Genomic DNA, 23,666 nt, shown 5'->3' with positions numbered 1-23,666 from the left:
GCCCAGGACGCGTCGATGTTCACCAGCAAGTTGCCCGCTGTCGGCACCACCATCTTCACCACCATGTCCCAGCTCGCGGCCCAGACGGGCGCCATCAACCTGTCTCAGGGCTTCCCGGATTTCGACGGACCCGAAGCGCTGCGCGAGGCCCTGGCCCGGCATGTGGCGGCGGGGCACAACCAGTACGCACCGATGGCCGGGTTGCCGGCGTTGCGCGAGCAGATCGCCCTGAAGATCGAGCGGCTCTACGGGCGCAACGTCAGTACGGACAGCGAAGTGACCGTCACGCCGGGCGCTACCCAGGCGATCTTCTGCGCGATACAGGCGCTGATCCATCCCGGCGACGAGGCCATCGTCTTCGACCCCTGTTACGACAGCTACGACCCGAGCGTGACCCTGGCCGGCGGGCGCTGTATCCATGTGCCGCTGGCCGAGGGGAGCTTCGCCATCGACTGGCAACGCCTGGAGGCAGCCCTGAGCCCGCGTACCCGGCTGATCATCCTCAACACGCCGCACAACCCCAGTGGTGCGCTGATCAGCCGCGACGAGCTGGACCGCCTGGCCGCGCTGATCCGCGATCGCGACATCCATATCGTCAGCGACGAAGTCTACGAGCACCTGGTGTTCGACGGCCGCCAGCACGCCAGCATATTGGCTCACGACGAGCTGTACGCGCGGGCCTTCGTGGTCAGCTCGTTCGGCAAGACCTACCACGTGACCGGCTGGAAGACCGGCTACGTGGTGGCGCCGCCGGCGCTGAGCGCCGAGCTGCGCAAGGTGCACCAGTACGTCAGCTTCTGCGGGGTGACGCCGCTGCAGTACGCATTGGCCGACTTCATGGCCGCCTGCCCGGAACATGTGGCCGAGCTGCCGGCGTTCTACCAGGCCAAGCGCGACCTGTTCTGCGACCTGCTGGCCGGCTCGCGTTTCACCTTCACGCGTACGCCGGGCACCTATTTCCAACTGGCCGATTATTCGGCGATCCGCCCGGACCTGGACGATGTGGCCATGGCCCAGTGGCTGACCCGTGAGCATGGCGTGGCGGCGATTCCGGTGTCGGTGTTCAGCGAGCGGCCGGACCCGGCACAGCGTCTGGTGCGCTTCTGCTTCGCCAAGCGCGAGGACACCCTGCGCCAGGCGGCGGAAAAACTCAGCGCGATATAGGAGAAGGTGATGACTGACAAAGCCGATCTGCAACTGGCGCTGATCCAGAGTGACCTGGCCTGGCACGACCCAGCGGCCAACCGCGCCCACTTCGAGACGCAGCTGCAGCAGGCTGCAGGCGCCGACCTGGTGATCCTGCCGGAGATGTTCAGCACCGGCTTTTCCATGCAGTCCGCCGAGCTGGCTGAGCCGGAAGGCGGGCCGACCAGCCAGTGGCTCAGCGAGCAGGCGCAGCGCGTCAATGCGGTGATCACCGGCAGCCTGATCATCCAGGCCGCCGATGGCAGTTACCGCAATCGCCTGCTGTGGGCGCAGCCGGATGGTTCGCTGGCCCACTACGACAAGCGCCACCTGTTTCGCATGGCCGGCGAACACCAGCACTACGCTGCCGGTGAGCGTCAGGCGCTGTTCGAGGTCAAGGGTTGGCGCGTACGCCCGCTAATCTGTTACGACCTGCGCTTTCCGGTGTGGAGCCGCGATGCCGAAGGCACCGACCTGCTGCTCTACACCGCCAACTGGCCGGCCGCGCGGCGCCTGCACTGGAACCGGCTGCTGCCGGCGCGGGCCATCGAAAACCTCTGCTATGTAGCGGCGGTCAATCGCATCGGCGTGGACGGCAAAGGCCATCCCTACAGCGGCGACTCCCAGGTACTGGATTTCCAGGGCGACAGCCTGCTCGATGCACGTGACAAGGCCGGCGTATTCCGCCAGCGCCTCGACGCTGCGGCCCTGGCCGCCTACCGCGAGCGCTTCCCGGCGCATCAGGATGCTGATCCGTTCGAGTTTCGCTGAGCCAGAAATGCCAAAGGCCCGGTTCGCGGAGGCGAGACCGGGCCTTTGGGCAATCAGGCGCTGACGTTACGCCGCGTCCTGATCCTTGGCCAGGGAGGCCATGTCGATCACGAAGCGGTACTTCACGTCACTCTTTAGCATGCGCTCGTAAGCTTCGTTGATGTTCTGGATATCGATCATTTCGATGTCCGAGACGATGTTGTGTTCGGCGCAGAAGTCGAGCATTTCCTGGGTTTCGGCGATGCCACCGATCAGCGAGCCAGCCAGGCGGCGGCGCTTGAAGATCAGCCCGAAGACTTCCGGCGACGGATGCGCCGAATCCGGTACGCCGACCAGGGTCATGGTGGCGTCGCGCTTGAGCAGGCCGAGGAAGGCATCCAGGTTGTGTGGTGCAGCCACGGTGTTGAGGATGAAGTCGAAGCTGTTGACGTGGGCCGCCATCTCGTCGGCGTTCTTCGACACCACCACTTCGGCTGCGCCCAGGCGCAGGGCGTCTTCGCGCTTGTTCGGCGAGGTGGTGAACAGCACCACGTGAGCGCCCATCGCAGCGGCGATCTTCACGCCCATGTGGCCGAGGCCGCCGAGGCCGACGATACCCACCTTGTCGCCCGGCTTGACGTTCCACTGGCGCAGCGGGGAGTAGGTGGTGATCCCGGCGCACAGCAGCGGCGCAACGGCGGCCAGGTTGTCGGTGTGACGGATGCGCAGGACGAACTTCTGGTCGACGACGATGGCGTCGGAGTAGCCGCCAAAGGTGTTTTCGCCGCCGAAGAGCGGGCCGTTGTAGGTGCCGGTGAAGCCGTTCTCGCAGTATTGCTCCAGGCCTTCGGAACAGGACGGGCAGCTCTGGCAGCTGTCGACCATGCAGCCGACGCCGGCCAGGTCGCCTACCTTGAAGCCGGTCACGTCGCTACCGACGGCAGTGACCTTGCCGACGATCTCGTGGCCGGGCACCGAGGGGTACAGGGTGTTCTTCCACTCGTTGCGGGCGGTGTGCAGGTCGGAGTGGCAGACGCCGCAGTAGAGGATGTCGATCTGCACATCGTTGGCGCCGACGGCGCGGCGCTGGAAGCGGTAGGGCGCGAGAGGTTTGCTGGAGTCCTGGGCGGCATAGCCGAGAATGGTGGTCATGGGCAATTCCTATCGTTTGAAAATCAACGGCTTGTGGCCGTGTGGGGTGGATAAGCGTAGTGCAGCCCCGCGTCGAGGCGATTGCACAATCCTGTCGCTGTCTGTTCCGATCCTCTTGGGTCTTTTAAGAAAGTGCGCTGCGGCAGATGGTTCCATGAGCGGTCTCGGCACTATCCGACTGGCAGCAACTAGCGGCTGTTCAGACGCGCGCGCAGCAGCGGGGTGAGCTCGTCAAATAGTGTTTGCACCGAGCGCAGCGCCAGGCAGTCGGGGCGGGTCAGCAGCCACAGGTCGGTGTCGCAACCGGCCAGCGCATCGCTCAGGCGCTCCACACCAGCCAGGCTGCGAGCCATGAAGGCGGGCAGGGCGGCGATGCCCAGACCGCCCTGCACCAGAGTGGCGACCGCCGACATGCTGCTGCAGCGATAGCGCGGCACCAGGCTGGGATGCACCTGATGGCGCCAGGCCACGGTGAGGTGGTCGGGCATGGAGTCGTCCGGGGCTATCCATGGCACCGAAGTAGGTGCCTGCAGGAAAGCGTCGCGGTGCTCCGGGCGGCCGCAGATGTAATAGGCGGTGTGGCCGAGCTGGCGGCCGACCAGGTGTTCGGGCGGTGCATTGGACAGGCGCAGGGCGATGTCGGCGTCGCGGCGGCTGAGGTTGGCGAAGGTGTTGGTGGTGGCCAGCTCCAGAGACAGCGCCGGGTAGCGCGGCATCAGCTCGGCCAGACTGGGCAGCAGCAGGTTCTGCAGTACGGCATCGGTGCAGGTCAGGCGCACTGTGCCGCTAATCACTTTCTCACCATGCTGCAGGGCGATGCGCGCCGCATCCAGTGCCTGCTCGGCGCGTTCGGCCTGCTCGGCCAGGGCCTGGGCGCTCTGGGTCGGCATGTAGCCGCGGCGGCTTTTCTCGAACAGGGCGATGCCCAGATTGGCCTCCAGCTTGCGGATGGCGCGAAACACCGTCGAAACGTCCACCTGTAATTGCTCCGCGGCCCGGGCCAGAGAGCGTCCACGCACCAGGGCGAGCACCAGGGCGAGATCGACGTGGCTGATCTGGTATTGCGTCGGTGCAATCATCAATTGCTCTGCTGCCAGTATCGGTTGCGTATGCGCCCACTTATACTCAGGGCGTTGCCCAGAATCAAATCCGCTAGCGGATACCCAGAATAAATGAGGCGCCAAGGCTCGTGAGATGTCTTCCGCGGGCGCGCCGATGCGAAAGGATGTATTTCCCATGACTTCGGTTTCCCCACGTGTCGTTCAGCTCAATGAAGCGAACACCTTTCTCAAGGAACACCCTGAGGTTCAGTACGTCGACCTGCTGATTACCGACATGAACGGTATCGTGCGCGGCAAGCGCGTCGAGCGCGCCAGCCTGCACAAGGTCTATGAAAAAGGCATCAACCTGCCGGCTTCGCTGTTCGCCCTGGACATCAACGGCTCCACCGTGGAAAGCACCGGTCTGGGCCTGGATATCGGCGATGCCGACCGCATCTGCTACCCGATTCCCGGCACCCTGTGCAACGAGCCGTGGCAGAAGCGCCCGACCGCGCAATTGCTGATGACCATGCACGAGCTGGATGGCGCGCCGTTCTTCGCCGATCCACGCGAAGTGCTGCGCCGTGTGGTGCAGAAGTTCGACGAGCTGGGCCTGACCATTTGCGCGGCCTTCGAGCTGGAGTTCTACCTGATCGACCAAGAGAACGTGAACGGTCGTCCGCAGCCGCCGCGCTCGCCCATTTCCGGCAAGCGCCCGATCTCCACCCAGGTGTATCTGATCGACGACCTCGACGAATACGTCGACTGCCTGCAGGACATGCTCGAAGCGGCCAAGGAGCAGGACCTGCCGGCCGACGCCATCGTCAAGGAAAGTGCGCCAGCGCAGTTCGAAGTCAACCTGCACCACGTCGAAGACGCCATCAAGGCCTGCGACTATGCGGTACTGCTCAAGCGCCTGATCAAGAACATCGCCTACGACCACGAGATGGACTCGACCTTCATGGCCAAGCCCTATCCAGGCCAGGCGGGTAACGGTTTGCACGTGCACATCTCGCTGCTCGACAAGAAAACCGGCCAGAACATCTTCGCCACCGAAGACCCCGAGCAACACGCGCCGCTGCGCCATGCCATCGCTGGGATCCTCGACACCATGCCGGCATCGATGGCCTTCCTGTGCCCGAACGTCAACTCCTACCGCCGTTTTGGCGCGCAGTTCTACGTACCGAACGCGCCGAGCTGGGGCCTGGACAACCGTACCGTGGCCGTCCGTGTGCCGACCGGCAGCAGCGATGCGATCCGCATCGAGCACCGCGTGGCCGGTGCCGATGCCAACCCGTACCTGATGATGGCTTCGATCCTGGCTGGTATTCACCACGGTTTGACCAACCAGCTGGAGCCCGGCGAGCCGATCGAAGGCAACTCCTATGAGCAGCTGGAGCAGAGCCTGCCGAACAACCTGCGCGATGCCTTGCGTGAGCTGGACGACAGCGAAGTGATGAACAAGTACATCTGCCCCGAATACATCGACATCTTCGTCGCCTGCAAGGAAGCGGAGATGCAGGAATTCGAAACCACCATTTCCGACCTCGAATACAACTGGTACCTGCATACCGTCTGATGGAGTGATGAATATGAGCACCATGACTCGCCAAGATTGGGAGCAGCGCTATAACGATCTGCGCATCGAGGGGCGCGCCTTTATCGACGGCAGCTACCGTGATGCCGTAGGCGGCGAGACCTTCGACAGCGTCAGCCCGGTTGATGGCCGTCACCTGGCCAGTGTCGCCAGTTGCATGGCTGAGGATGCCGAGCTGGCCGTTAAGGCTGCCCGCGCTGCGTTCGAGCGTGGCGACTGGGCCAACCTGGCACCGGCGCAGCGCAAGCGCGTGCTGATCGCCTTCGCCGACAAGCTGATGGCCAATGCCGAGGAGCTGGCGCTGCTGGAAACCCTCGACATGGGTAAGCCGATCAGCGATTCGCTGAGTATCGACGTACCTGGCGCGGCCAATGCCATCCGCTGGAGCGCCGAGGCTATCGACAAGCTGTATGACGAAGTCGCGCCTACGCCCCACGATCAGCTTGGCCTGGTTACCCGCGAAGCGGTCGGCGTTGTGGCGGCCATCGTGCCGTGGAACTTCCCACTGTTGATGTCCAGCTGGAAGCTCGGCCCGGCCCTGGCCACCGGCAACTCGGTGATCCTCAAACCGTCCGAGAAGTCGCCGCTGACTGCCATTCGCGTCGCTCAACTGGCGCTGGAGGCCGGTATTCCGGCCGGTGTGTTCAACGTGCTGCCCGGTTACGGCCACACCGTGGGCAAGGCCCTGGCCCTGCACATGGACGTCGACACCATTGTGTTCACCGGTTCCACCAGGATCGCCAAGCAACTGATGATCTACGCCGGCGAGTCGAACATGAAGCGCGTCTGGCTGGAAGCCGGCGGCAAGAGCCCTAACATTGTCTTCGCCGATGCACCGGATCTGCAGGCTGCCGCCGACGCCGCTGCAACGGCCATCGCCTTCAATCAGGGGGAGGTGTGCGTGGCCGGCTCGCGCCTGCTGGTGGAAAGCTCGATCAAGGAGCGCTTCCTGCCCATGGTGGTCGCGGCGCTGCAACAGTGGAAGCCCGGCCATGCGCTGGATCCGCAGACCCGCGTTGGTGCGCTGGTCGATGACGGCCACCTGGGCACCGTGCTCGGTTTCATCGAGTCCGGTCGCGAGGAGGGTGCCGAGATCCTTACCGGTGGCGAACGTGCCCTGCAGGAAACCGGTGGCAGCTACGTGCAGCCGACCATCTTCGCCGGTGTGAACAACGCCATGCGCATCGCCCGCGAGGAAATCTTCGGGCCGGTGTTGTCGGTGATCACCTTCGACAGCGATGAAGAAGCCATCCGCATCGCCAACGACACGCCCTATGGCCTGGCCGCTGCTGTGTGGACCCGCGACATTTCCCGCGCCCACCGCACCGCCCGGGCGCTGCGTGCCGGCAGCGTGTGGGTGAACCAGTACGACGGCGGCGACATGACCGCGCCGTTCGGCGGCTTCAAGCAATCGGGCAATGGCCGCGACAAGTCGCTGCATGCCTTCGACAAGTACACCGAACTGAAAGCGACCTGGATAAAACTCTAAGTAAGAGATGCGGCCCGCTGCCACAGCGGGCCGCCAGTGCTTTGGCCTCATATTCAGGCGCTTTGGGAGATATTCCATGACTCAACACGTCGACAGTTACTACGCCGCCTCGCGCAATCCGCGGGTCGATTACCCTGTGCTCACCGAAGTCGTCGAGACGGATGTGTGCATCATCGGCGCCGGTTACACCGGTCTTTCCACCGCGCTGTTCCTGCTGGAGAACGGTTTCCGCGTGACCGTGCTGGAGGCCGCCAAGGTCGGCTTCGGCGCCTCGGGCCGTAACGGCGGGCAGATCGTCAACAGCTACAGCCGCGATATCGATGTCATCGAGAAACAGGTCGGCGCACGCCAGGCCCAGTTGCTCGGTGAAATGGCCTTCGAAGGTGGGCGCATCATTCGCGAGCGCATCGCCAAGTACAACATCCAGTGCGACTTGAAGGATGGTGGTGTGTTCGCTGCCATCACGGGCAAGCAGATGGGCCACCTCGAGGCCCAGAAGAAGCTGTGGGAGCGCTACGGGCACACCCAGCTGGAGCTGATGGACGAGCGTCGCATCCTCGAAGTGGTCGGCACCGAGCGTTATGTCGGCGGCATGCTGGACATGAGCGGCGGCCATATCCACCCGCTCAACCTGGCCCTCGGCGAAGCCGCAGCCGTCACTTCGCTGGGTGGCGCGATTTACGAGCAGAGCCCGGCCACCCGTATCGACCGTGGCACGCAGCCCGTGGTGCATACGCCGAAAGGCCAGGTTAAGGCCAAATTCGTGGTGGTTGCGGGCAACGCCTATCTGGGCGGTTTGATGCCCGAGCTGGCCGCCAAGTCGATGCCCTGTGGCTCCCAGGTGCTGGCCACCGAGCCGCTCTCCGACGAAATGGCACGCAGCCTGTTGCCGCAGGATTACTGCGTGGAAGACTGCAACTACCTGCTTGACTACTACCGCCTCAGCGCCGACAAGCGCCTGATTTTCGGTGGCGGTGTGGTCTACGGCGCCCGCGACCCGGCCGATATCCAGGCGATCATTCGGCCCAAGCTGCTCAAGACCTTCCCGCAGCTTGCGAACGTGAAGATCGATTACAGCTGGACCGGCAACTTCCTGCTGACCCTGTCGCGCCTGCCCCAGGTCGGCCGTATCGGCGACAACATCTATTACTCCCAAGGCTGCAGTGGCCATGGCGTGACCTATACGCACCTGGCCGGCAAGGTGCTGGCCGAGGCCCTGCGTGGCCAGGCCGAGCGTTTCGACGCCTTCGCCAGCCTGCCGCATTACCCGTTCCCGGGCGGCCAGCTGTTGCGTGTGCCGTTCACCGCCCTGGGCGCCATGTACTACCAGCTGCGTGATCGGCTGGGTATCTGATGCAGCACCTGCCGGCGCGCCAAGCCGGCAGGCTTTTCCGGAGAGAAGACCATGACCCGCATGCCCCTGATCGGTGTGACTGCCTGCCGGCAGATGCTTGGTAAATACGATTCGCACACGGTCGGCGACAAATACGTCGAAGCGGCGGCTTACGCCGGTCTGCCGGTAGTGCTGCCGGCGCGCAGCACGCCGACCGACCCGCAGCAGCTGCTCGAACAACTCGACGGCATCCTCTTCACCGGCTCGCCGTCCAACGTCGAGCCGCGTCACTGCCAGGGCACGCCGAGCCTGGAAGGCACCCAGCACGATCCGAGCCGCGACGCCAACACGCTGCCGCTGCTGCGCCTGGCGATCGACAAGGGCGTGCCGGTATTCTGCATTTGCCGTGGCTTTCAGGAGCTCAACGTGAGCCTGGGCGGCACCCTGCATCAGCGCGTGCAGGAACTGCCGGGTTACATGGACCACCGCGAGCCGCAACGCGACTCGGTGGCCGAGCAATACGCGCCGCAGCATGCGGTCAGCGTGCAGCCGGGCGGCATTTTCGAGCGGATCGGCCTGCCGATGGAGTTCCAGGTCAACTCGCTGCACAGCCAGGGCGTCGACCGCCTGGCCGAGCGCCTGCGCGCCGAAGCACTGGCGCCGGATGGCCTGATCGAAGCGGTGTCGATTCCCGACGCGCCGGGCTTTCTGATCGGTGTGCAGTGGCACCCAGAGTGGCGCTTCACCGAGAACCCCGAGTCGCTGAAGCTGTTCCAGGCCTTTCGCGAGGCCTGCCAGGCCTACGCCCAGGCCCGCGACGCCCGCTAAAACCGGCCGGAACCCGTCTGGGTTCCGGCTGCTCTGACCTGAACGTATCGGGATCCCGTATTGGCCTTGCTGCCACGCCCCGTCGGCGCACGCCAGGCGCTTGGCTGATCCCGGTCACGTTCGCAAACAAGTCCAAGACGATGGCAGAGAGTTATGAGTGATTACACGAACGCGCCGGCTTCCCCGGTGCAGGCTACGCCTGCTGCTGGCGCTGCGGCGCTGGTGTCCGGTAAAGGCCTGGCCCAGGGTAAAGTCGGTTTGCTGGCTTGCGTGGTGCTGGGCATTTCTACGATTGCACCGGTTTATACCCTGACCGGCGCGTTGGGTCCGACCGTGCGCGAGGTCGGGGTTTACCTGCCGGCGGTATTTATCGTCGGCTTTTTGCCGATGCTGCTGGTGGCCCTGGGTTATCGCGAGTTGAATGCCGCGGAGCCGGACAGCGGCACCTCATTCACCTGGTCGGCGCGGGCCTTTGGGCCAATGATCGGTTGGATCGGCGGATGGGGGCTGGTCACTGCCACCACCATCGTGCTCTCCAACCTGGCGGGCATTGCGGTGGATTTCTTCTATCTCTTTCTTGCCCAGCTCACCGGGCTGGATTGGCTGGCAGACCTGACGCGTAACCTACTGGTGAACATCGTCACTTGCTGCGTGTTCATCGCCCTGGCGGTGTGGGTCTGTTGCCGCGGTATTGGCATGACCATGGGCGTGCAATACACCCTGGTGGCATTGCAGTTGTTGGTGCTGATCGGTTTCTCCATTGCCGCCTTCGTCGCGGCGCCCGAGAGTTCGCCGGTGGTCTTCCATCCCGAGTGGTTCAACCCGTTCAACATCGATTCGTTCTCCGCATTTGCGGCGGGCCTGTCGCTGTCGATCTTCATCTTCTGGGGCTGGGATGTGTGCCTGACGGTGAGCGAAGAGTCGGTGGGCAGCGAGAAGGTGCCGGGGCGCGCGGCGACCCTGACCGTGCTGCTGATTCTTGCCCTGTACCTGTTCACCGCGGCGGCCACCCTGCAGTTCGCCGGCACCGGTGAAACCGGCCTGGGGCTGGGCAATGCGCAGATCCAGGAAAACGTCTTCGCCCATCTGGCAGGCCCCGTGATGGGCCCGCTGGCGATCCTGATGTCCATCGCCGTGCTGGCCAGCACCGCCGCCTCGCTGCAATCGACCTTCATCTCGCCGGCGCGCACCTTGCTCGCCATGGGCTACTACCGCGCGGTGCCCAAGCGCTTCGCCCGCGTGCACCCGCACTCGCAGACGCCGCGTTACGCGACCATCGCCGCGGGCCTAGCCACCGCGGTGTTCTACGTGACCATGCGCACCCTGAGTGAGAACGTGCTGGCCGACACCATCACCGCCCTGGGCATGATGATCTGCTTCTACTATGCGCTGACGGCGTTCGCCTGCGTCTGGTACTTCCGCCACAGCCTGTTCGACACCGCGCGGCATTTCTTCATGCGCGGCCTGTGCCCGCTGGTGGGAGCGGTGATGCTGTCGATCATCTTCTGGCAGACCACCCTGGACAGCATGTCGCCGGACTTCGGCAGTGGCTCGCACATCGGCGGCCTCGGCTTGGTGTTCGTGATCGCCGTGGTGGTGCTACTGCTTGGCCTGGTGCTGATGTTCATCGCTCGCTGGCAGGCGCCGGCGTTCTTCGACGGCATCACCCTGCAGAAGCAGATGAAACCGGTAAAAGCTGAGGCGTAGCCTGGTGTTGAGCGCAGCGATACCCAGGTCAATTCCCGGGTGTCGCTGCGCTCGACCCGGGCTACGGAAGCATGGTTCTGGAAAACAAAAAGGGACGCCGAAGCGTCCCTTTGTCGTTTACCGCAGGCTGCTGATCAGGCGGCCTGGGTCTTTTCCTCGGCTTGTTTCACGGCACGGTTCAGGGCGCTGAACAGGGCACGGAAACTCGCCGTAGTGATGTTCTCGTCGATGCCGATGCCGTGCAGCGGGCGTTGGCCGTCGAGGCGGATCTCGATGTAGCAGGCCGCCTTGGCGTTGGCGCCGCCACCGATGGCGTGCTCGTGGTAGTCCATCACTTCCACGGCGATAGGCAGGCTGGAGGCCAGGGCTTCCAGCGCGCCTTTACCCGAACCGTTCCAGCGCTGTTCCTGGCCGTCGACCTGGACCTTAACCTCGACGCTGCTCTCGCCGTTCTCTTCCTGAAGGCGATGGCCTTTCAGTTCGTACGGGGAGGTGGCCTTGAGGTATTCGCTGTCGAGCAGCTTGTGGATCTGCGACGCGGTCATCTCCAGGCCCAGGCGATCGGTTTCCTTCTGCACCACCTGGCTGAACTCGATCTGCATGCGGCGCGGCAGGTTGATGCCGTATTCCTGCTCGAGCAGGAAGGTGATGCCGCCCTTGCCAGACTGGCTGTTCACGCGGATCACCGCTTCGTAGTCGCGGCCGATGTCGGCCGGGTCGATCGGCAGGTACGGCACTTCCCACAGCGCATCTTCCTTCTGCTGGGCGAAGCCCTTGCGGATGGCATCCTGGTGCGAGCCGGAGAAGGCGGTGTGGACCAGGTCGCCCACGTACGGATGGCGCGGGTGCACCGGAATCTGGTTGCAGTCCTCGACCACCTTGCGCACCGCGTCGATGTCGGAGAAGTCCAGCTGCGGGTTGACGCCCTGGGTATAGAGGTTCAGCGCCAGGGTCACCAAGCAGACGTTGCCGGTACGCTCGCCGTTGCCGAACAGGCAGCCTTCGACGCGATCGGCGCCGGCCATCACGGCCAGCTCGGAAGCGGCGACGCCGGTGCCGCGGTCGTTATGGGTGTGCACGCTGATCTGCACGCTGTCGCGCTTGTTCACGTGGCGGCCGAACCACTCGATCTGGTCGGCGTAGTTGTTCGGCGTGGCGCACTCGATGGTGGCCGGCAGGTTGAGGATCAGCGGGTTGGCCGGGGTCGGCTGGAACACGTCGATCACCGCGTTGCACACCTCGACCGCGAAGTCGATCTCGGTGCTGCTGAACACTTCCGGCGAGTACTCGAAGCCCCACTGGGTTTCCGGTGCGGCAGCGGCCAGGCGCTTGATGGTGGTGCCGGCGGCCACGGCGATGGCTTTGACGCCAGCCTTGTCCTGGTTGAAGACGATCTTGCGGAAGCTCGGCGCGCAGGCGTTGTAATAGTGGACGATGGCCTTCTTGGCACCTTTCAGCGACTCGAAGGTGCGCTCGATAAGGTCGTCACGGGCCTGGGTCAGCACCTGGATGGTCACGTCGTCCGGGATGTGGCCGCCCTCGATCAATTCGCGCACGAAGTCGAAGTCGGTCTGCGAGGCGGACGGGAAGCCCACTTCGATTTCCTTCAGGCCGACCTGCACCAGGCACTTGAAGAAACGCATCTTCTTCTCGGCATCCATCGGCTCGATCAGCGACTGGTTGCCGTCACGCAGGTCGGTGGACAGCCAGATCGGCGCCTTGTCGATGATCTTGTCCGGCCAGGTGCGGTCCGGGATTTGGATCTGGGTGAACGGACGGTACTTTTGCGACGGGTCTTTGAGCATGCTCATGAATCAATCCTGAAGGCGAGGGCCCGCGTGGGCCGTGCTGAAAAAGAGAGAAATCAAAACGCGAGAAAAGGGGGCCGGCAGACCCTAGCGCAGTCGCTGAGCGACCAGACAGAGATTGGCGTGTTGCCGAAGCAGAATGAGGGTCTGGGAGATAGTCATGTGGCCAACCCTAACCACTGAGGGGAAAGCTGGCAAGCCTGTCTTTGAAATTGGTGAAAACCACCAAGGCTTGCGCTTTGGTGGTTTTTTATTGCGGTTTAGTAAAGTTTTTAGCTTTGCAGTTGCGCGGCACTTGCCGGTTGCGCCGGCGCGTGCGAGTTGGGGCGCAACTCACGCATGTCCGCGCCGCTGGGGTGCTGGAACACCCGCAGGCCAAACTCCGGCAGGATTGCCAGCAGGTGGTCGAAGATATCCGACTGGTAGCCTTCGTAAGCCGCCCAGGCCACGGTATTGGTAAAGCAGTAAAGCTCCAGTGGCAGGCCGTCGGCGGTGGGTTGCAGCTGACGCACCAGCAGGGTCATGTTCTGGTTGATGCCGCGGTGCTGGCGCAAATAGAGCTCGACGTAGGCGCGGAAGGTGCCGATGTTGGTGACCCGGCGGGTGTTGGCCGGCTCCTGGGCCGCCTCGGCCAGTTCGGTGTTCCAGCTCAGCAGCTCGCTCTGCTTGCTGCTCAGGTACTGGCCGAGCAGCAGGAAGCGTTGCAGGCGGGCGATTTCGTCGGGGCTCAGAAAGCGTACGCTGGTCTGGTCCAGGTACAGGCAGCGCTTTATGCGCCGCCCGCCGGATTCCTGCATGCCACGCCAGTTCTTGAACGGGTCGCTGATGAAGCGCTTGGTTGGGATGGTGGTGATGGTCTTGTCGAAGTTCTGCACCTTGACCGTGTGCAGGGCGATATCGATCACGTCACCGTCGGCATTGAGTTGCGGCATTTCGATCCAGTCACCCACGCGAATGATGTCGCTGGAAGAAATCTGCACGCTGGCCACCAGCGATAGCAGGGTGTCCTGGAAAATCAGCATGAGGACTGCGGCCATGGCGCCGAGGCCGGAGAGCAGGATCAGCGGCGAGCGGTCGATCAGCGCAGCCACCATCAGGATCGCGGCGATGGCGTAGATGACGATGGTCACCACCTGGATGTAGCCCTTGATGGGTTTGAGGTGGGCGTCGGGGCGGCGCTGGTAGAGCATGTTGATGAGGTTCAGCACACCGCCGATGGCCAGGGCGATGGTGAGGATGATGAATGCGCTGCAGACGTTCTGCACTACCGTGACCACGGCCTCGGGTAGGTGCGGGATGACCTTGATGCCGCTGGTGAGGATCAGCGCCGGCACGATATTGGCTAGGCGGCGCACCACGTGGGAGTCGCCCAACACCTTGTCCTGGCCAATGCTGGTCGAACGCAGCGCGCGGTACAGGCCGCGCACCAGAATGCGCTTGACCACCCAGTTGGCGATCCAGGCACCGAACAGCAGCAGGCAGAGGCTGATCAGGGTATGCAGTTCGGGGTATTGCTGCAGCCACGCGAGGGTGGCCTGGTACTGTTCTTTCATCGCGTCTCTCGCTCGTTTCATGACCGCCATCGCCGGCGCGCCGGGCGATGGCGCGCGTACCTTAGCAAAGGCAGCAGGCGCGCGGGCAGTCGAGTGATTACGAATGCAGTTTTCGAGCGGGGGGCGATAGTCTAAAGGTTGGCCGGCACGCCTTGCCGCGCGCCGAACAGAATCTCACTTGGCGTAGGCGTATTCGCCGCCTTTTTCCAGAGCGCGCCGGTAGGCGGGGCGGGCGTGGATGCGTTCGAGGAAGGCCATCAGGCGCGGGCGGCTGGCGTCCAGGCCGGCACGCGCAGCAGCGGCTTCCAGGGGGAAGCTCATCTGGATGTCGGCAGCGCTGAACGCTTCGCCGGCAAACCAGGTGCTCTTGCCCAGCTCGCCTTCGAGATAATCCAGGTGCAGCTTGAGCTGCGGAGTAACGAAGGCGCTCTTGACCTTCTGGGCGATGCCGCGGGCGATCGGCTTGACGAAGAACGGCATCGGGCTGCCTTCCACTTTGTCGAACACCAGCTTGAGCAGCAGCGGTGACATGGCCGAGCCTTCGGCGTAATGCAGCCAGTAATTACAGCGCAGTCGCTCGGGGCTCTCGGCAGCCGGCAGCAGCTGCGGGCCATAGCGATTGGCGAGGTAGTCGATGATGGCCCCGGACTCGGCCAGGGTCAGATTGCCGTCGGTGACCACCGGCGACTTGCCCAGCGGGTGCACGGCGCGCAGCTCGGGCGGAGCGAGCATGGTTTGCGGGTCGCGCTCGTAGCGCTTGATCTGATACTCGACGCCCAGCTCTTCGAGCAGCCAGAGAATGCGCTGCGAGCGCGAGTTGTTGAGGTGGTGGACGGTGATCATCGGGGCTCCTCGGGAAGGTAGGGCGACTGCCGCTCAGCGTAGACGCGAACGGGGGCGCCGCCTAGCCGTCCAGCCTCAAGGCTTGAACGCACCAATGAAGATCGCCGGGTCGACCCGCGCATCGTTGAGGCTGACGTTCCAGTGCAGGTGCGGGCCGGTCGCGCGGCCGGTAGCGCCGACCTTGCCGAGCACGCCGCCGCGGGGCAGTTCGTCGCCGACCTTCACGCCGATTTCCGAGAGGTGGCAGAACATGCTGATCAGGCCCTGGCCGTGGTCGACGAACACCGTCTTGCCGTTGAAGAAGTAGTCGCCGACCAGAATCACAGTGCCCGCCGCTGGCGCCTTGATCGGCGTGCCGCGGTTGACGGCAAAGTCCAACCCTGAGTGTGGGTTGCGCTCTTCGCCATTGAAGAAGCGGCGCAGGCCGAAAGGGCTCGACAGCGGGCCGTTGACCGGTTTATCGAACAGCAGGTTGCTCGGCTGGCGCGAGCTGAACTGCCGGTAGGCGCGGGTCTGCTCGGCCAGCTCCTTCTCGATACGCGCGAGGTTCTTGGCGTTGGGGTTGACCTGCTGCTGGTTCTTGATGGTGATACGCTGCTCGACGTACTTCTTGCTGCCCACCTGGAAGCTCAGGCGCTGGCCGGCGGATTCGATCTGCTGGGTACCGGGTTTAACGGTGAGCGGAATACCGACGATGGCGATCCAACGTTGCCCGTCCTCTTTAACCACCAGCACCGGCTTGCCCTGGTAGGTGGCGCTGGGCGCGCTGGCGCTGCTGCCCAGGTCAACTACCGCCACACCGCCGGGCACCGGCTTGTTGAGCAGTCGGCTGATAAAGCCTTCGGCGTGGGCGGGCAGGGCGAGGCACAGGGTGAGCAGTAACAGCAGTGAACGCATGGAGTTTCCTTATCAGTCCAGCAACGACAACGTGACCGGCGCGAGGTGATTGTCTTCGACGCGCACCTCCAGTTCGCCTTCGCCCAGGCGTGCCTTGAGGCGTTGCCCGGGCTGGGTGGCGGCGGCGCTGCGAATCGCCCGGCCGCGCTCATCGAGCAGAATGCTGTAGCCACGGCCCAGGGTCGCCAGCGGGCTGACCACGTGCAGCGTCTGCATCTGACTTTGCAACGCCAGGCGACGTGCCTTGAGGCCTTCCTTCATCACCCTTGGCAGGCGCTCGGCCAGGCTGTCGAGGCGCTGGCGCAGCAACTTGAGATGACGCCCCGGGTGTTGACCGGCCAGACGGGCTTCGAGTTGCGCTAGTTTGTGGCTGCGCCCATTGAGCTGCTGCGCGAAGGCGCGGCGCAGGCGCATGTCCAGATCATCGAGACGCTGGGCCTGCTGGCGCAGCCGTTCGCCGGGATGGCGCATGCGTCGGGTCAGACCGTCGAGGCGCATGCGCTCACGGGCCAGGCGCCCGTTCATCGCCAGGGTCAGGCGCCGTTGCAGCACGCTGACGCGCTGGGTCAGGTCGTTGCTGTGCGGCGCCAACAGTTCGGCGGCGGCCGACGGCGTGGGCGCACGCACGTCGGCGACGAAATCGCTGATCGACACATCGGTCTCATGGCCCACCGCGCTGACGATGGGCGTCACGCAGGCGGCCACGGCGCGGGCCACGGCCTCTTCATTGAAGCACCAGAGGTCTTCCAGCGAGCCGCCGCCGCGGGCCAGGATCAAGGCATCGAAACCCTGGGCATCGGCCAGCTTCAAGGCGCGGACGATCTGCGCCGTGGCCTCGCGGCCCTGTACGGCGGTGGGAATCAGGCTCAGCTCGACCTGCGGCGCGCGGCGGCGGAACACGCTGATGATGTCGCGGATCACCGCACCGGTCGGCGAACTGACGATGCCGATGCGCCGTGGGTGGGCGGGCAGGGCGCGTTTGCTTTCGGCGGCGAACAGCCCTTCGGCGCCGAGCTTCTCCTTCAACGCTTCGAAGGCCAGGCGCAGGGCGCCATCGCCGGCGGGCTCGACCGCGTCGAGAATCAGCTGGTAATCGCCGCGGCCCTCGAACAGCGAGACCTTGCCGCGCACCTTGACCGCCAGGCCGTCGCGCAGCGCCTGGCGCACCCGCGCGGCGTTCTGCCGAAACAGCGCGCAGCGCACTTGGGCCTGGCTATCCTTCAGGGTGAAGTAGATGTGGCCGGAGGCCGGACGCGCCAGGTTGGAAATCTCGCCCTCGACCCAGATGCCACCGAAGACATCTTCGAGCAGCAGGCGCGCGCGGTTGTTGAGCTGGCTGACGCTGAGCACCTCGCGGTCGAGGTTCAGGCGTTGAAACGGGTCTTTGATCATGGCCGGCATGATAAGCCGAGCTGTGCATGTGGCGATACCGCGAGCCGGCGACGTGGCTCAGCCCCCGTTCTCGGCCTTGAGAAAATCCACGAAAGCGCGCAGCGGCGAGGGCACGTGGCGACGGTCGTTGTAGTACAGGTACGGGCCTTCGAAGCCTTGCCACCAGTCCGGCAGCACAGGCACCAGCGCGCCCTGCTCGAACAGCGGGCCGAGGTATTCCTCGAAGGTGTAGATGATGCCGACACCCGCCACGGCGGCGCCCATTTCCAGATCCTGGGACGACGACAGCAGCGGCCCCTGGGGCGGCACGCGGACAATCTCGCCGTCCTTTTCCAGCTCCCAGACGCCCAGCTTGCCGCTTTCGAAACGGTGGCCGATCAGGCGGTGTTCGAGCAGGTCGCGCGGGTGCTGCGGCGTGCCGTGGCGCTGCAGATAACCTGGTGCTGCGCCGGCCACGAAGCGCTGCCGGCGTGGCCCGATGGGCACGGCGATCATGTCCTTGGCCAGGCTTTCTTCGTAGCGCACGCCGGCATCGAAGCCGGAAGCGACCACGTCGATAAAGGTGTTGTCCATGGCCACTTCCACGCTAACGCCGGGGTAGCGTTCGAGAAAGGCGGGAATCAGGCGCGGCAGCACGAAGCGGGCGATGGGCACCGGCACGTTGAGGCGCAGAGTGCCGACGGGCTGCTTGGCTTCGTCGTCGAGGTCGCTGAAGGCTGCGTCGATTTCATCGAGCGCCGGGCGCAGCCGCTCCAGTAGCCGCGCGCCCACTTCGGTGGGGTACACGCTGCGGGTGGTGCGGTTGAGCAGGCGCACGCCGAGGTCGCTTTCCAGGCGGCGTACGCAATCGCTGATCGACGAGGCCGGCATGCCGCGTTTCTGCGCGGCTACCCGAAAGCCGCCTGCTTCGACCACGGCAGCGAACAGGGCGACGTCCGTCAGGTTGGGCTGGCGCATGGCGATGGCTCTCGAACGGGGTGCTCTGATCGTACGGCTGAGCGTACACAGCGTCCAGTTTTATACGGCTTATCGTGGCGTGCGACCCGTTGAACAATGGTTCACGTCGACGGGCCGCGCTGTTGCGAGCCGTCGGACTACCCCAACGACGAGAGGACCGAACAATGACAACCACCATCGCATCAACCGACATCCTGGCCAGCCCCGGCGGCGCCTGGCGCAAGTGGCTGGCGACCCTCAGCCTGACCCTGGGCTTCGCCCTCGAGGCGAACAGTGCCTCCACCCAGCAGACCGCACCCAAGCCGGACTGGACCCTGGCCGACATGCCGTCGCAGAGCGGGCGCATCTTCCTGGTCACCGGTGGCACCAGCGGCATGGGCTTCGAGGATGCCAAGGCGCTGGCCGCCGCTGGCGCCGAAGTGGTGATCGCCGCCCGTAATCCGCAGCGTGGCAGGGAGGCGATGGCGCGCATCAAGGAGGAAATCCGCGGCGCCCAGGTGCAGTTCGAGGAAGTCGACCTGGCCGACCTGGCTTCGGTGAAAGCGCTTGGCGAGCGCCTGAATGCCAAACTGCCGCGCCTCGATGGGCTGATCAACAATGCCGCGGTCATGGCGCCGCCCGAGCGCGGGACCTCGGCCGACGGCCATGAGCTGCAGCTGGCCACCAATTATCTGGGTCATTTCGCGCTGACCGGCCATGTGCTGCCGCTGCTGCGCAAGAGCAGCGCGCCACGAGTGGTCACGCTGTCGAGCATCGCGGTGTTGCGCGGCAACATCGACTTCGATGACCTGCAGTCCGAGCGGGCCTACAACCCTTACGCCTCCTATGCGCAGTCCAAGCTGGCGACCCTGATGTTCGCCTTCGAGCTGCAGCGCCGCAGTGAGCAGCAGGGTTGGGGCATCCAGAGCATCGCCGCGCATCCGGGCGTGGCCGTAACCGAACTGATCGCCCGTGGCCCAGGGCTGGAGAGCGACTTTGGCCGCAACTGGGCCAAGGATCGTGACGAATACCACTCCGCCGCCCAAGGCGCACTGCCGACGCTGTATGCCGCCACCGCCGGTCAGGCCCAAGGCGGCGCCTATTACGGGCCGACTGGCGAGGAAGAAAAACGCGGACCACTGGGCCTGGCCACGGTGCCGGCTGTCGCTCAGGACGCCGAGGCCGCCGCACGCTTGTGGACGCTTGCCGAGCAACTGACCGGCGTCACCTACCGCTGACCAACCGCCAGGAGCGCGCATCATGTTTCCCACAATTCTGGTGCGGCGCCTTGGCGCCGCCATCAACGCCGAGCGCCACGAGCTGGGGCCGGCACTGGCTGGCTTCGCGCTGTTCTTCTGCCTGTTCTCCGGCTATTTCATGCTGCGGCCCATCCGAGAGTCGATGGGCATCATGGCCGGGGTCGAGAACCTGCAATGGCTGTTCACCGCCACCTTCGTGGTGATGCTGGTGGCCGTGCCGCTGTTCGCCTGGCTCAGCTCGCGGGTGCCACGCATCCACTTCGTCGACTGGGTGTACGGCTTCTTCTGCCTGAACCTGCTGGCCTTCGCCGTGCTGTTTCAGGTGAACGCGGAGAACGTCTGGCTGGCGCGGGTGTTCTACGTTTGGATCTCGGTCTACAACCTGTTCGTGGTGTCGGTGGCCTGGAGCCTGATGGCCGATGTGTTCGACAGCCAGCAGGCCAAGCGGCTGTTCGCGTTCATCGCGGCCGGCGCCAGTGTCGGCGGCCTGGTCGGGCCGGCCATGAGCGCGTTGCTGGTCGGTGTTGTCGGCGAAAGCGGCCTGGTGCTGCTGGCTGGCATATTGCTGGGCATCGCCCTGGCCCTCAAGGCGCCGCTGATGCGCTGGCGGGAAGTCGGCGGCGCGGGCCGCCCGGGCGCCGTGAAGGCCGAGAGCTCGCGCAAGCCGGTGGCCGGCAACCCGTTCAGCGGCCTGACGCGGGTGCTGCAGTCGCCTTACTTACTGGCCATCGCCGCCTTCGTGGTGCTGCTCGCCACGGTGACCACCTTTCTGTATTTCGAGCAGGCACGCCTGGTGGCCGAGCGCTTCCCGGAGCGTGATGCGCAGATCCGCGTGTTCGGCATTATCGACGTGATCGTGCAGGCCGGCGCCTTGCTGTCGCAGCTGTTCATCACCGGGCGCTTAGCCCAGAAGCTGGGCGTGCGGGTGCTCTTGGCCATGGTGCCGCTGCTGGTCTGCGTCGGCTTTATCGGCCTCGCCCTGGCGCCCACCTTCGCCATGCTGGCGGCGCTGATGATCGTGCGGCGCATCGGCGAATACGCCTTCGTGCGCCCCGGCCGGGAAATGCTCTTCGCCCCACTGGATGCGGAAAGCAAATACAAGGCGAAGAACTTTATCGACACCGTGATCTATCGCGCCGGCGATGCGCTCAGCGGCTGGGTGAAGAGCTTTCTCGATCTGCTTGGCCAAGGCGCGGTGCCGGTTGCGCTGGTTGGTGCGGGCTGTGCGTTGCTCTGGGGCGCGCTGGGTTGGTATCTGGGCAGGCGTGCTGATGAGATGAGTGCAGGAGACCTCTCTGAAGAAAAGGAAGGAGGCAGGGAAGCGCTTGCTGGGCGCTAGGTAGAGTGAGCGCTCCCACATGGACGGCGGGAGCGTTTTTGTTGCTACGGCTTCAAGAATGAATCGCCGCGCTCAAGTTGATACGCGCCTGCGTCTCGTATCGCTCCCGGAAATAGGCCGTGCTGTAAATGCTCGTGCGAGCCAGAAATGAGCTGAGCACCGCTTTGCGCTTCATGACGTAGATGGCTTCAGGCACCCAGCTGTATTCAGCCCGTATCTGTCCGTCGTATTCGGCAAAGCGCTTGGGCGCAGCACCGAGAATCGACAGGTCGATATCGACCAGCAGACGCTCGTCACTATCCCCAGGCGCTGCATCGTGCCGGGTGGCCATGATCAGTTGCTCGACGCGGTTCTGCGTAGATCGCGATGCGTTGCCGGTCATCAGGGCACGCACAGCCCAGTCGGCACTCTGCCGCTCATTCGTAGCGCCGCGAACGTCATAGACGGCATCGTGGAACCACAAGGCGATCTCGACTTCTTCTGGATGCTCGGCCAACTCACGAACCTGCTCGAAGTGCCCCAGGCATTCCTCAAGATGCTGCAGGGAGTGGTAGCGGCGCTGAGGCTCCGCATAGGCAGCCATCAGCGCCTCGAAGAGATTGGCATCAGGCTGCAGGCCGAGGCCTGACCAGGTGCGTGTCCAGGAATGCTCGAAAATGCTCATCGATGGATTACCGCTATGTCGCTGTCTGTGAGGGTAGGGTGGATGACGCTGTTTCCATCCACCGCGGCGATATCAGATCCTAAACGCTCAGTCACTTGCAGAGTGCGCTGAACAAGCTTCGCGTTGCCCACCCCACCTGACGGTCTCTAGCTGGCAGGTTTTTCAAATGGCTTAAGCAGGCCGGTGTTTTTCAAGTAGGCCTCCAGTTTCTCGCTTAAACCGTCAGGATCCATCCAGTAGGCCCTGTCTATTTCTTCAAGCTCGATGCTCCAGGCGGGTGGCGTGGCCACTTCATCTTCCGGGTAGAACGGCATGGCCTGCCAGCGTTCATGACGGTCAACAGGTGGTTGGTTGCTGCCGAACAGCACCTGCGCGGCACGTTGCAGCAAGGCCAATGCTTGTGTCGCCCCGAGTTCCTTCAGCCCCTCGACAGTCTCCTCATACAGCGCGCCGGAGCTGTTGCTGAAGAACTGGTGCACACCGCCGTTGTACACCTCGCCCTCCAATACGCTGACTGCGTAGTAGAGCTTTTCCTCTGGAGTGAATGACGCGAACGCTTGCTCGCTGGCGTGGGCTCTATCGACCAGATGATGCCAGTGGGCGCGCTGCGGGTCGTAGGCTCTCTGCTGGCGAGATCGCTCTTTCGACTTCTCCAGGCTTTCCCGATTACCTTGCTTGCACGGCATGCACAGGCCGTCGGTCCTCAATGCCGTGGTGGGAAGAATCAATGCGCCGCAGGTCTTGCAGGGTAATTTTTCCGACACGGGTCTGGTCTCATGTAAAGGGGCTGCACGGAGGCTCGATATTCGGGGCGCTCAGCGTCGACAGGGAGCGCCAGGCAGGCGTCAATATCTGACCCGGATGCCTTCGCCACAGCGAACAGTAAAACGCCGCAGGCGCTCACGATGTTCCTCGTCGTCGCAGTGATCCTGCTCTGAAAGCGTGTTGGCGTGCCTTGTGGCTGCGTTGAACGCAGCCTCTTCGCCGGGCGATGCGGGTTCAAAGGCGCCCCAGACTCTGTGGTCTTCGTCGAACTGCGCATCCCAGCTTCTGAAGACCAGATTGTATTGATGGTTCTCGTCGTCTTCATCGTATTGGGCCGTGTCGACCTCCAGGGCGGCACGGCCTCCGAAGTTGGGCACGGGGGAGCGCAACGCGGCCCAGGCCATGCTGGTATCGGGCGATAACTTCACCACGACGAGGCCCGGTTCCCACTCCACGCACCAGTAAATGTCTTCGCCGCTGAGTAGGTAGCTGTAACGCGCACCGGTGTGCAGTATCGCGGCGGGCCCGTCGAGGTACTCTTCTTCGCTCAGCGGTTGCAGATGAGGGATTACGCCGCGGGTGAAATAGTCCGCATCTTGCGGCGCGACCGGGCCGGTGTAGAGACCGTCGGGGCAGGATTGGTCACTGATAAATACGACGTACTTCATGGCACCTCACGCATATGTAGTTGAAAGGCTCTGCGGCGTTGTGGGCATAGTGGCTGAAGCTAAATAAGGGCACACGATATCTACGCTACCGCTCTGCGGGTTCTGCCAGCCCCTGTGTGAGTGCGGGTGGCGGATTAAGCCTGAGGGCGCGCTCGGTATTGGTTCGGTCCAGCGGCATGACCTCCAAGTTGATGGCAGCCGCTCCCGCGCCCGTCCACTGCGAACACACCATGCTCATCCAGCCGCCCCACCTCTTTCGACCAGGCCGCAAGGAACTGCGCGTGCGCTTTGCCAGTGGTGATAAGCGACAGGTAGTAGAAGTCTTCAGGATGGTTCTCGCACAGCGCTTGTACCGCCAGGCCGGTTGCGCGCGAGACCGCTTCGATGAGGGGGCGTCGAGCTGTGACACAGGATCTGTTCCGGTTGATAACGTTCGAATCAAGACGCCATGAAGTGGCTTC

Annotated in this window: 20 protein-coding genes; 9 read left to right on the top strand and 11 right to left on the bottom strand. The window is 64.2% G+C overall.

From position 1 onward, the window contains the following. The first annotated feature begins 15 nt into the window (after positions 1–15). Both PVA39_RS15005 and PVA39_RS15000 read left to right on the top strand, forming a co-directional pair. On the top strand, positions 16–1,164 hold the full coding sequence (locus tag PVA39_RS15005) for a pyridoxal phosphate-dependent aminotransferase (RefSeq protein ID WP_274124716.1): 1,149 nt from the start codon (positions 16–18) through the stop codon (positions 1,162–1,164). Positions 1,165–1,173: 9 nt separating this feature from the next. Next, positions 1,174–1,956 carry an amidohydrolase gene (locus tag PVA39_RS15000; RefSeq protein WP_274124715.1) on the top strand — a complete coding sequence of 261 codons (783 nt, stop codon included), beginning with the start codon at positions 1,174–1,176 and terminating at the stop codon, positions 1,954–1,956. A gap of 66 nt (positions 1,957–2,022) precedes the next feature. Here the strand turns inward: PVA39_RS15000 and PVA39_RS14995 are convergent, their stop codons facing one another. Continuing rightward, entirely contained in the window at positions 2,023–3,087 is a 1,065-nt protein-coding gene (locus PVA39_RS14995; protein WP_274124714.1) for an NAD(P)-dependent alcohol dehydrogenase, read from the bottom strand. 188 nt (positions 3,088–3,275) lie between these two features. Then, entirely contained in the window at positions 3,276–4,166 is an 891-nt protein-coding gene (locus tag PVA39_RS14990; RefSeq protein WP_274124713.1) for a LysR family transcriptional regulator, read from the bottom strand. A gap of 157 nt (positions 4,167–4,323) precedes the next feature. On the opposite strand from PVA39_RS14990, the gene PVA39_RS14985 reads away from it, so the two are divergent. From PVA39_RS14985 to PVA39_RS14965, 5 genes are all read left to right on the top strand, one after another. Continuing rightward, positions 4,324–5,706: a glutamine synthetase family protein gene (locus PVA39_RS14985; protein ID WP_093502615.1), complete on the top strand. Its 1,383-nt coding sequence runs from the start codon at positions 4,324–4,326 to the stop codon at positions 5,704–5,706. A 13-nt stretch (positions 5,707–5,719) separates the two neighbouring features. Further along, positions 5,720–7,213 carry an aldehyde dehydrogenase gene (locus PVA39_RS14980; protein WP_274124712.1) on the top strand — a complete coding sequence of 498 codons (1,494 nt, stop codon included), beginning with the start codon at positions 5,720–5,722 and terminating at the stop codon, positions 7,211–7,213. A 76-nt stretch (positions 7,214–7,289) separates the two neighbouring features. Beyond that, positions 7,290–8,567 carry an NAD(P)/FAD-dependent oxidoreductase gene (locus PVA39_RS14975; protein WP_274124711.1) on the top strand — a complete coding sequence of 426 codons (1,278 nt, stop codon included), beginning with the start codon at positions 7,290–7,292 and terminating at the stop codon, positions 8,565–8,567. 51 nt (positions 8,568–8,618) lie between these two features. Beyond that, complete coding sequence (locus PVA39_RS14970) at positions 8,619–9,374, top strand: gamma-glutamyl-gamma-aminobutyrate hydrolase family protein (protein WP_274124710.1); 756 nt, start codon at positions 8,619–8,621, stop codon at positions 9,372–9,374. A 153-nt stretch (positions 9,375–9,527) separates the two neighbouring features. After that, the gene (locus PVA39_RS14965; protein ID WP_093502623.1) at positions 9,528–11,081 is read left to right on the top strand and encodes an APC family permease; all 1,554 of its coding nucleotides are present in this window, start codon (positions 9,528–9,530) and stop codon (positions 11,079–11,081) included. Positions 11,082–11,215: 134 nt separating this feature from the next. Here PVA39_RS14965 and leuA read toward each other — a convergent pair whose 3' ends face one another. The 6 genes from leuA to PVA39_RS14935 form a co-directional block, all read right to left on the bottom strand. Continuing rightward, on the bottom strand, positions 11,216–12,892 hold the full coding sequence (leuA, locus tag PVA39_RS14960; RefSeq protein ID WP_093502625.1) for a 2-isopropylmalate synthase: 1,677 nt from the start codon (positions 12,890–12,892) through the stop codon (positions 11,216–11,218). Positions 12,893–13,161: 269 nt separating this feature from the next. Then, positions 13,162–14,442 carry a mechanosensitive ion channel family protein gene (locus tag PVA39_RS14955; protein ID WP_274124709.1) on the bottom strand — a complete coding sequence of 427 codons (1,281 nt, stop codon included), beginning with the start codon at positions 14,440–14,442 and terminating at the stop codon, positions 13,162–13,164. A gap of 174 nt (positions 14,443–14,616) precedes the next feature. Then, positions 14,617–15,285, bottom strand: coding sequence for a glutathione S-transferase (locus PVA39_RS14950; RefSeq protein ID WP_274124708.1), 669 nt, complete (start codon positions 15,283–15,285; stop codon positions 14,617–14,619). Between the two features lie 75 nt (positions 15,286–15,360). Next, positions 15,361–16,182 carry a M23 family metallopeptidase gene (locus PVA39_RS14945; RefSeq protein ID WP_274124707.1) on the bottom strand — a complete coding sequence of 274 codons (822 nt, stop codon included), beginning with the start codon at positions 16,180–16,182 and terminating at the stop codon, positions 15,361–15,363. A gap of 12 nt (positions 16,183–16,194) precedes the next feature. Next, positions 16,195–17,574 (bottom strand): exodeoxyribonuclease VII large subunit, encoded by a 1,380-nt coding sequence (gene xseA / locus PVA39_RS14940; protein ID WP_274124706.1) that lies wholly within the window; start codon positions 17,572–17,574, stop codon positions 16,195–16,197. Positions 17,575–17,631: 57 nt separating this feature from the next. Next, a complete protein-coding gene (locus PVA39_RS14935; RefSeq protein WP_274124705.1) occupies positions 17,632–18,531 on the bottom strand; it encodes a LysR family transcriptional regulator in 900 nt (299 codons plus the stop codon). 164 nt (positions 18,532–18,695) lie between these two features. Here PVA39_RS14935 and PVA39_RS14930 point away from each other — a divergent pair, with 164 nt between their 5' ends. Together PVA39_RS14930 and PVA39_RS14925 are read left to right on the top strand one after the other, a co-directional pair. Continuing rightward, complete coding sequence (locus PVA39_RS14930; protein ID WP_274124704.1) at positions 18,696–19,748, top strand: SDR family oxidoreductase; 1,053 nt, start codon at positions 18,696–18,698, stop codon at positions 19,746–19,748. A gap of 22 nt (positions 19,749–19,770) precedes the next feature. After that, on the top strand, positions 19,771–21,108 hold the full coding sequence (locus PVA39_RS14925; RefSeq protein WP_274124703.1) for an NTP/NDP exchange transporter: 1,338 nt from the start codon (positions 19,771–19,773) through the stop codon (positions 21,106–21,108). A 52-nt stretch (positions 21,109–21,160) separates the two neighbouring features. Here PVA39_RS14925 and PVA39_RS14920 read toward each other — a convergent pair whose 3' ends face one another. From PVA39_RS14920 to PVA39_RS14910, 3 genes are all read right to left on the bottom strand, one after another. After that, positions 21,161–21,772: an HD domain-containing protein gene (locus tag PVA39_RS14920; RefSeq protein ID WP_274124702.1), complete on the bottom strand. Its 612-nt coding sequence runs from the start codon at positions 21,770–21,772 to the stop codon at positions 21,161–21,163. A gap of 146 nt (positions 21,773–21,918) precedes the next feature. Further along, positions 21,919–22,536 carry a DMP19 family protein gene (locus PVA39_RS14915; RefSeq protein WP_274124701.1) on the bottom strand — a complete coding sequence of 206 codons (618 nt, stop codon included), beginning with the start codon at positions 22,534–22,536 and terminating at the stop codon, positions 21,919–21,921. 81 nt (positions 22,537–22,617) lie between these two features. After that, positions 22,618–23,205, bottom strand: coding sequence for a hypothetical protein (locus PVA39_RS14910; RefSeq protein WP_274124700.1), 588 nt, complete (start codon positions 23,203–23,205; stop codon positions 22,618–22,620). Positions 23,206–23,666 lie beyond the last annotated feature (461 nt).

The organism is Pseudomonas sp. CNPSo 3701 (genome assembly GCF_028674975.1).
Taxonomy (GTDB): Bacteria; Pseudomonadota; Gammaproteobacteria; order Pseudomonadales; family Pseudomonadaceae; genus Aquipseudomonas; species Aquipseudomonas straminea.
The sequence above is the reverse complement of the archived record's forward strand: the minus strand, read 5'-3'. Positions and strand labels throughout refer to the sequence as shown.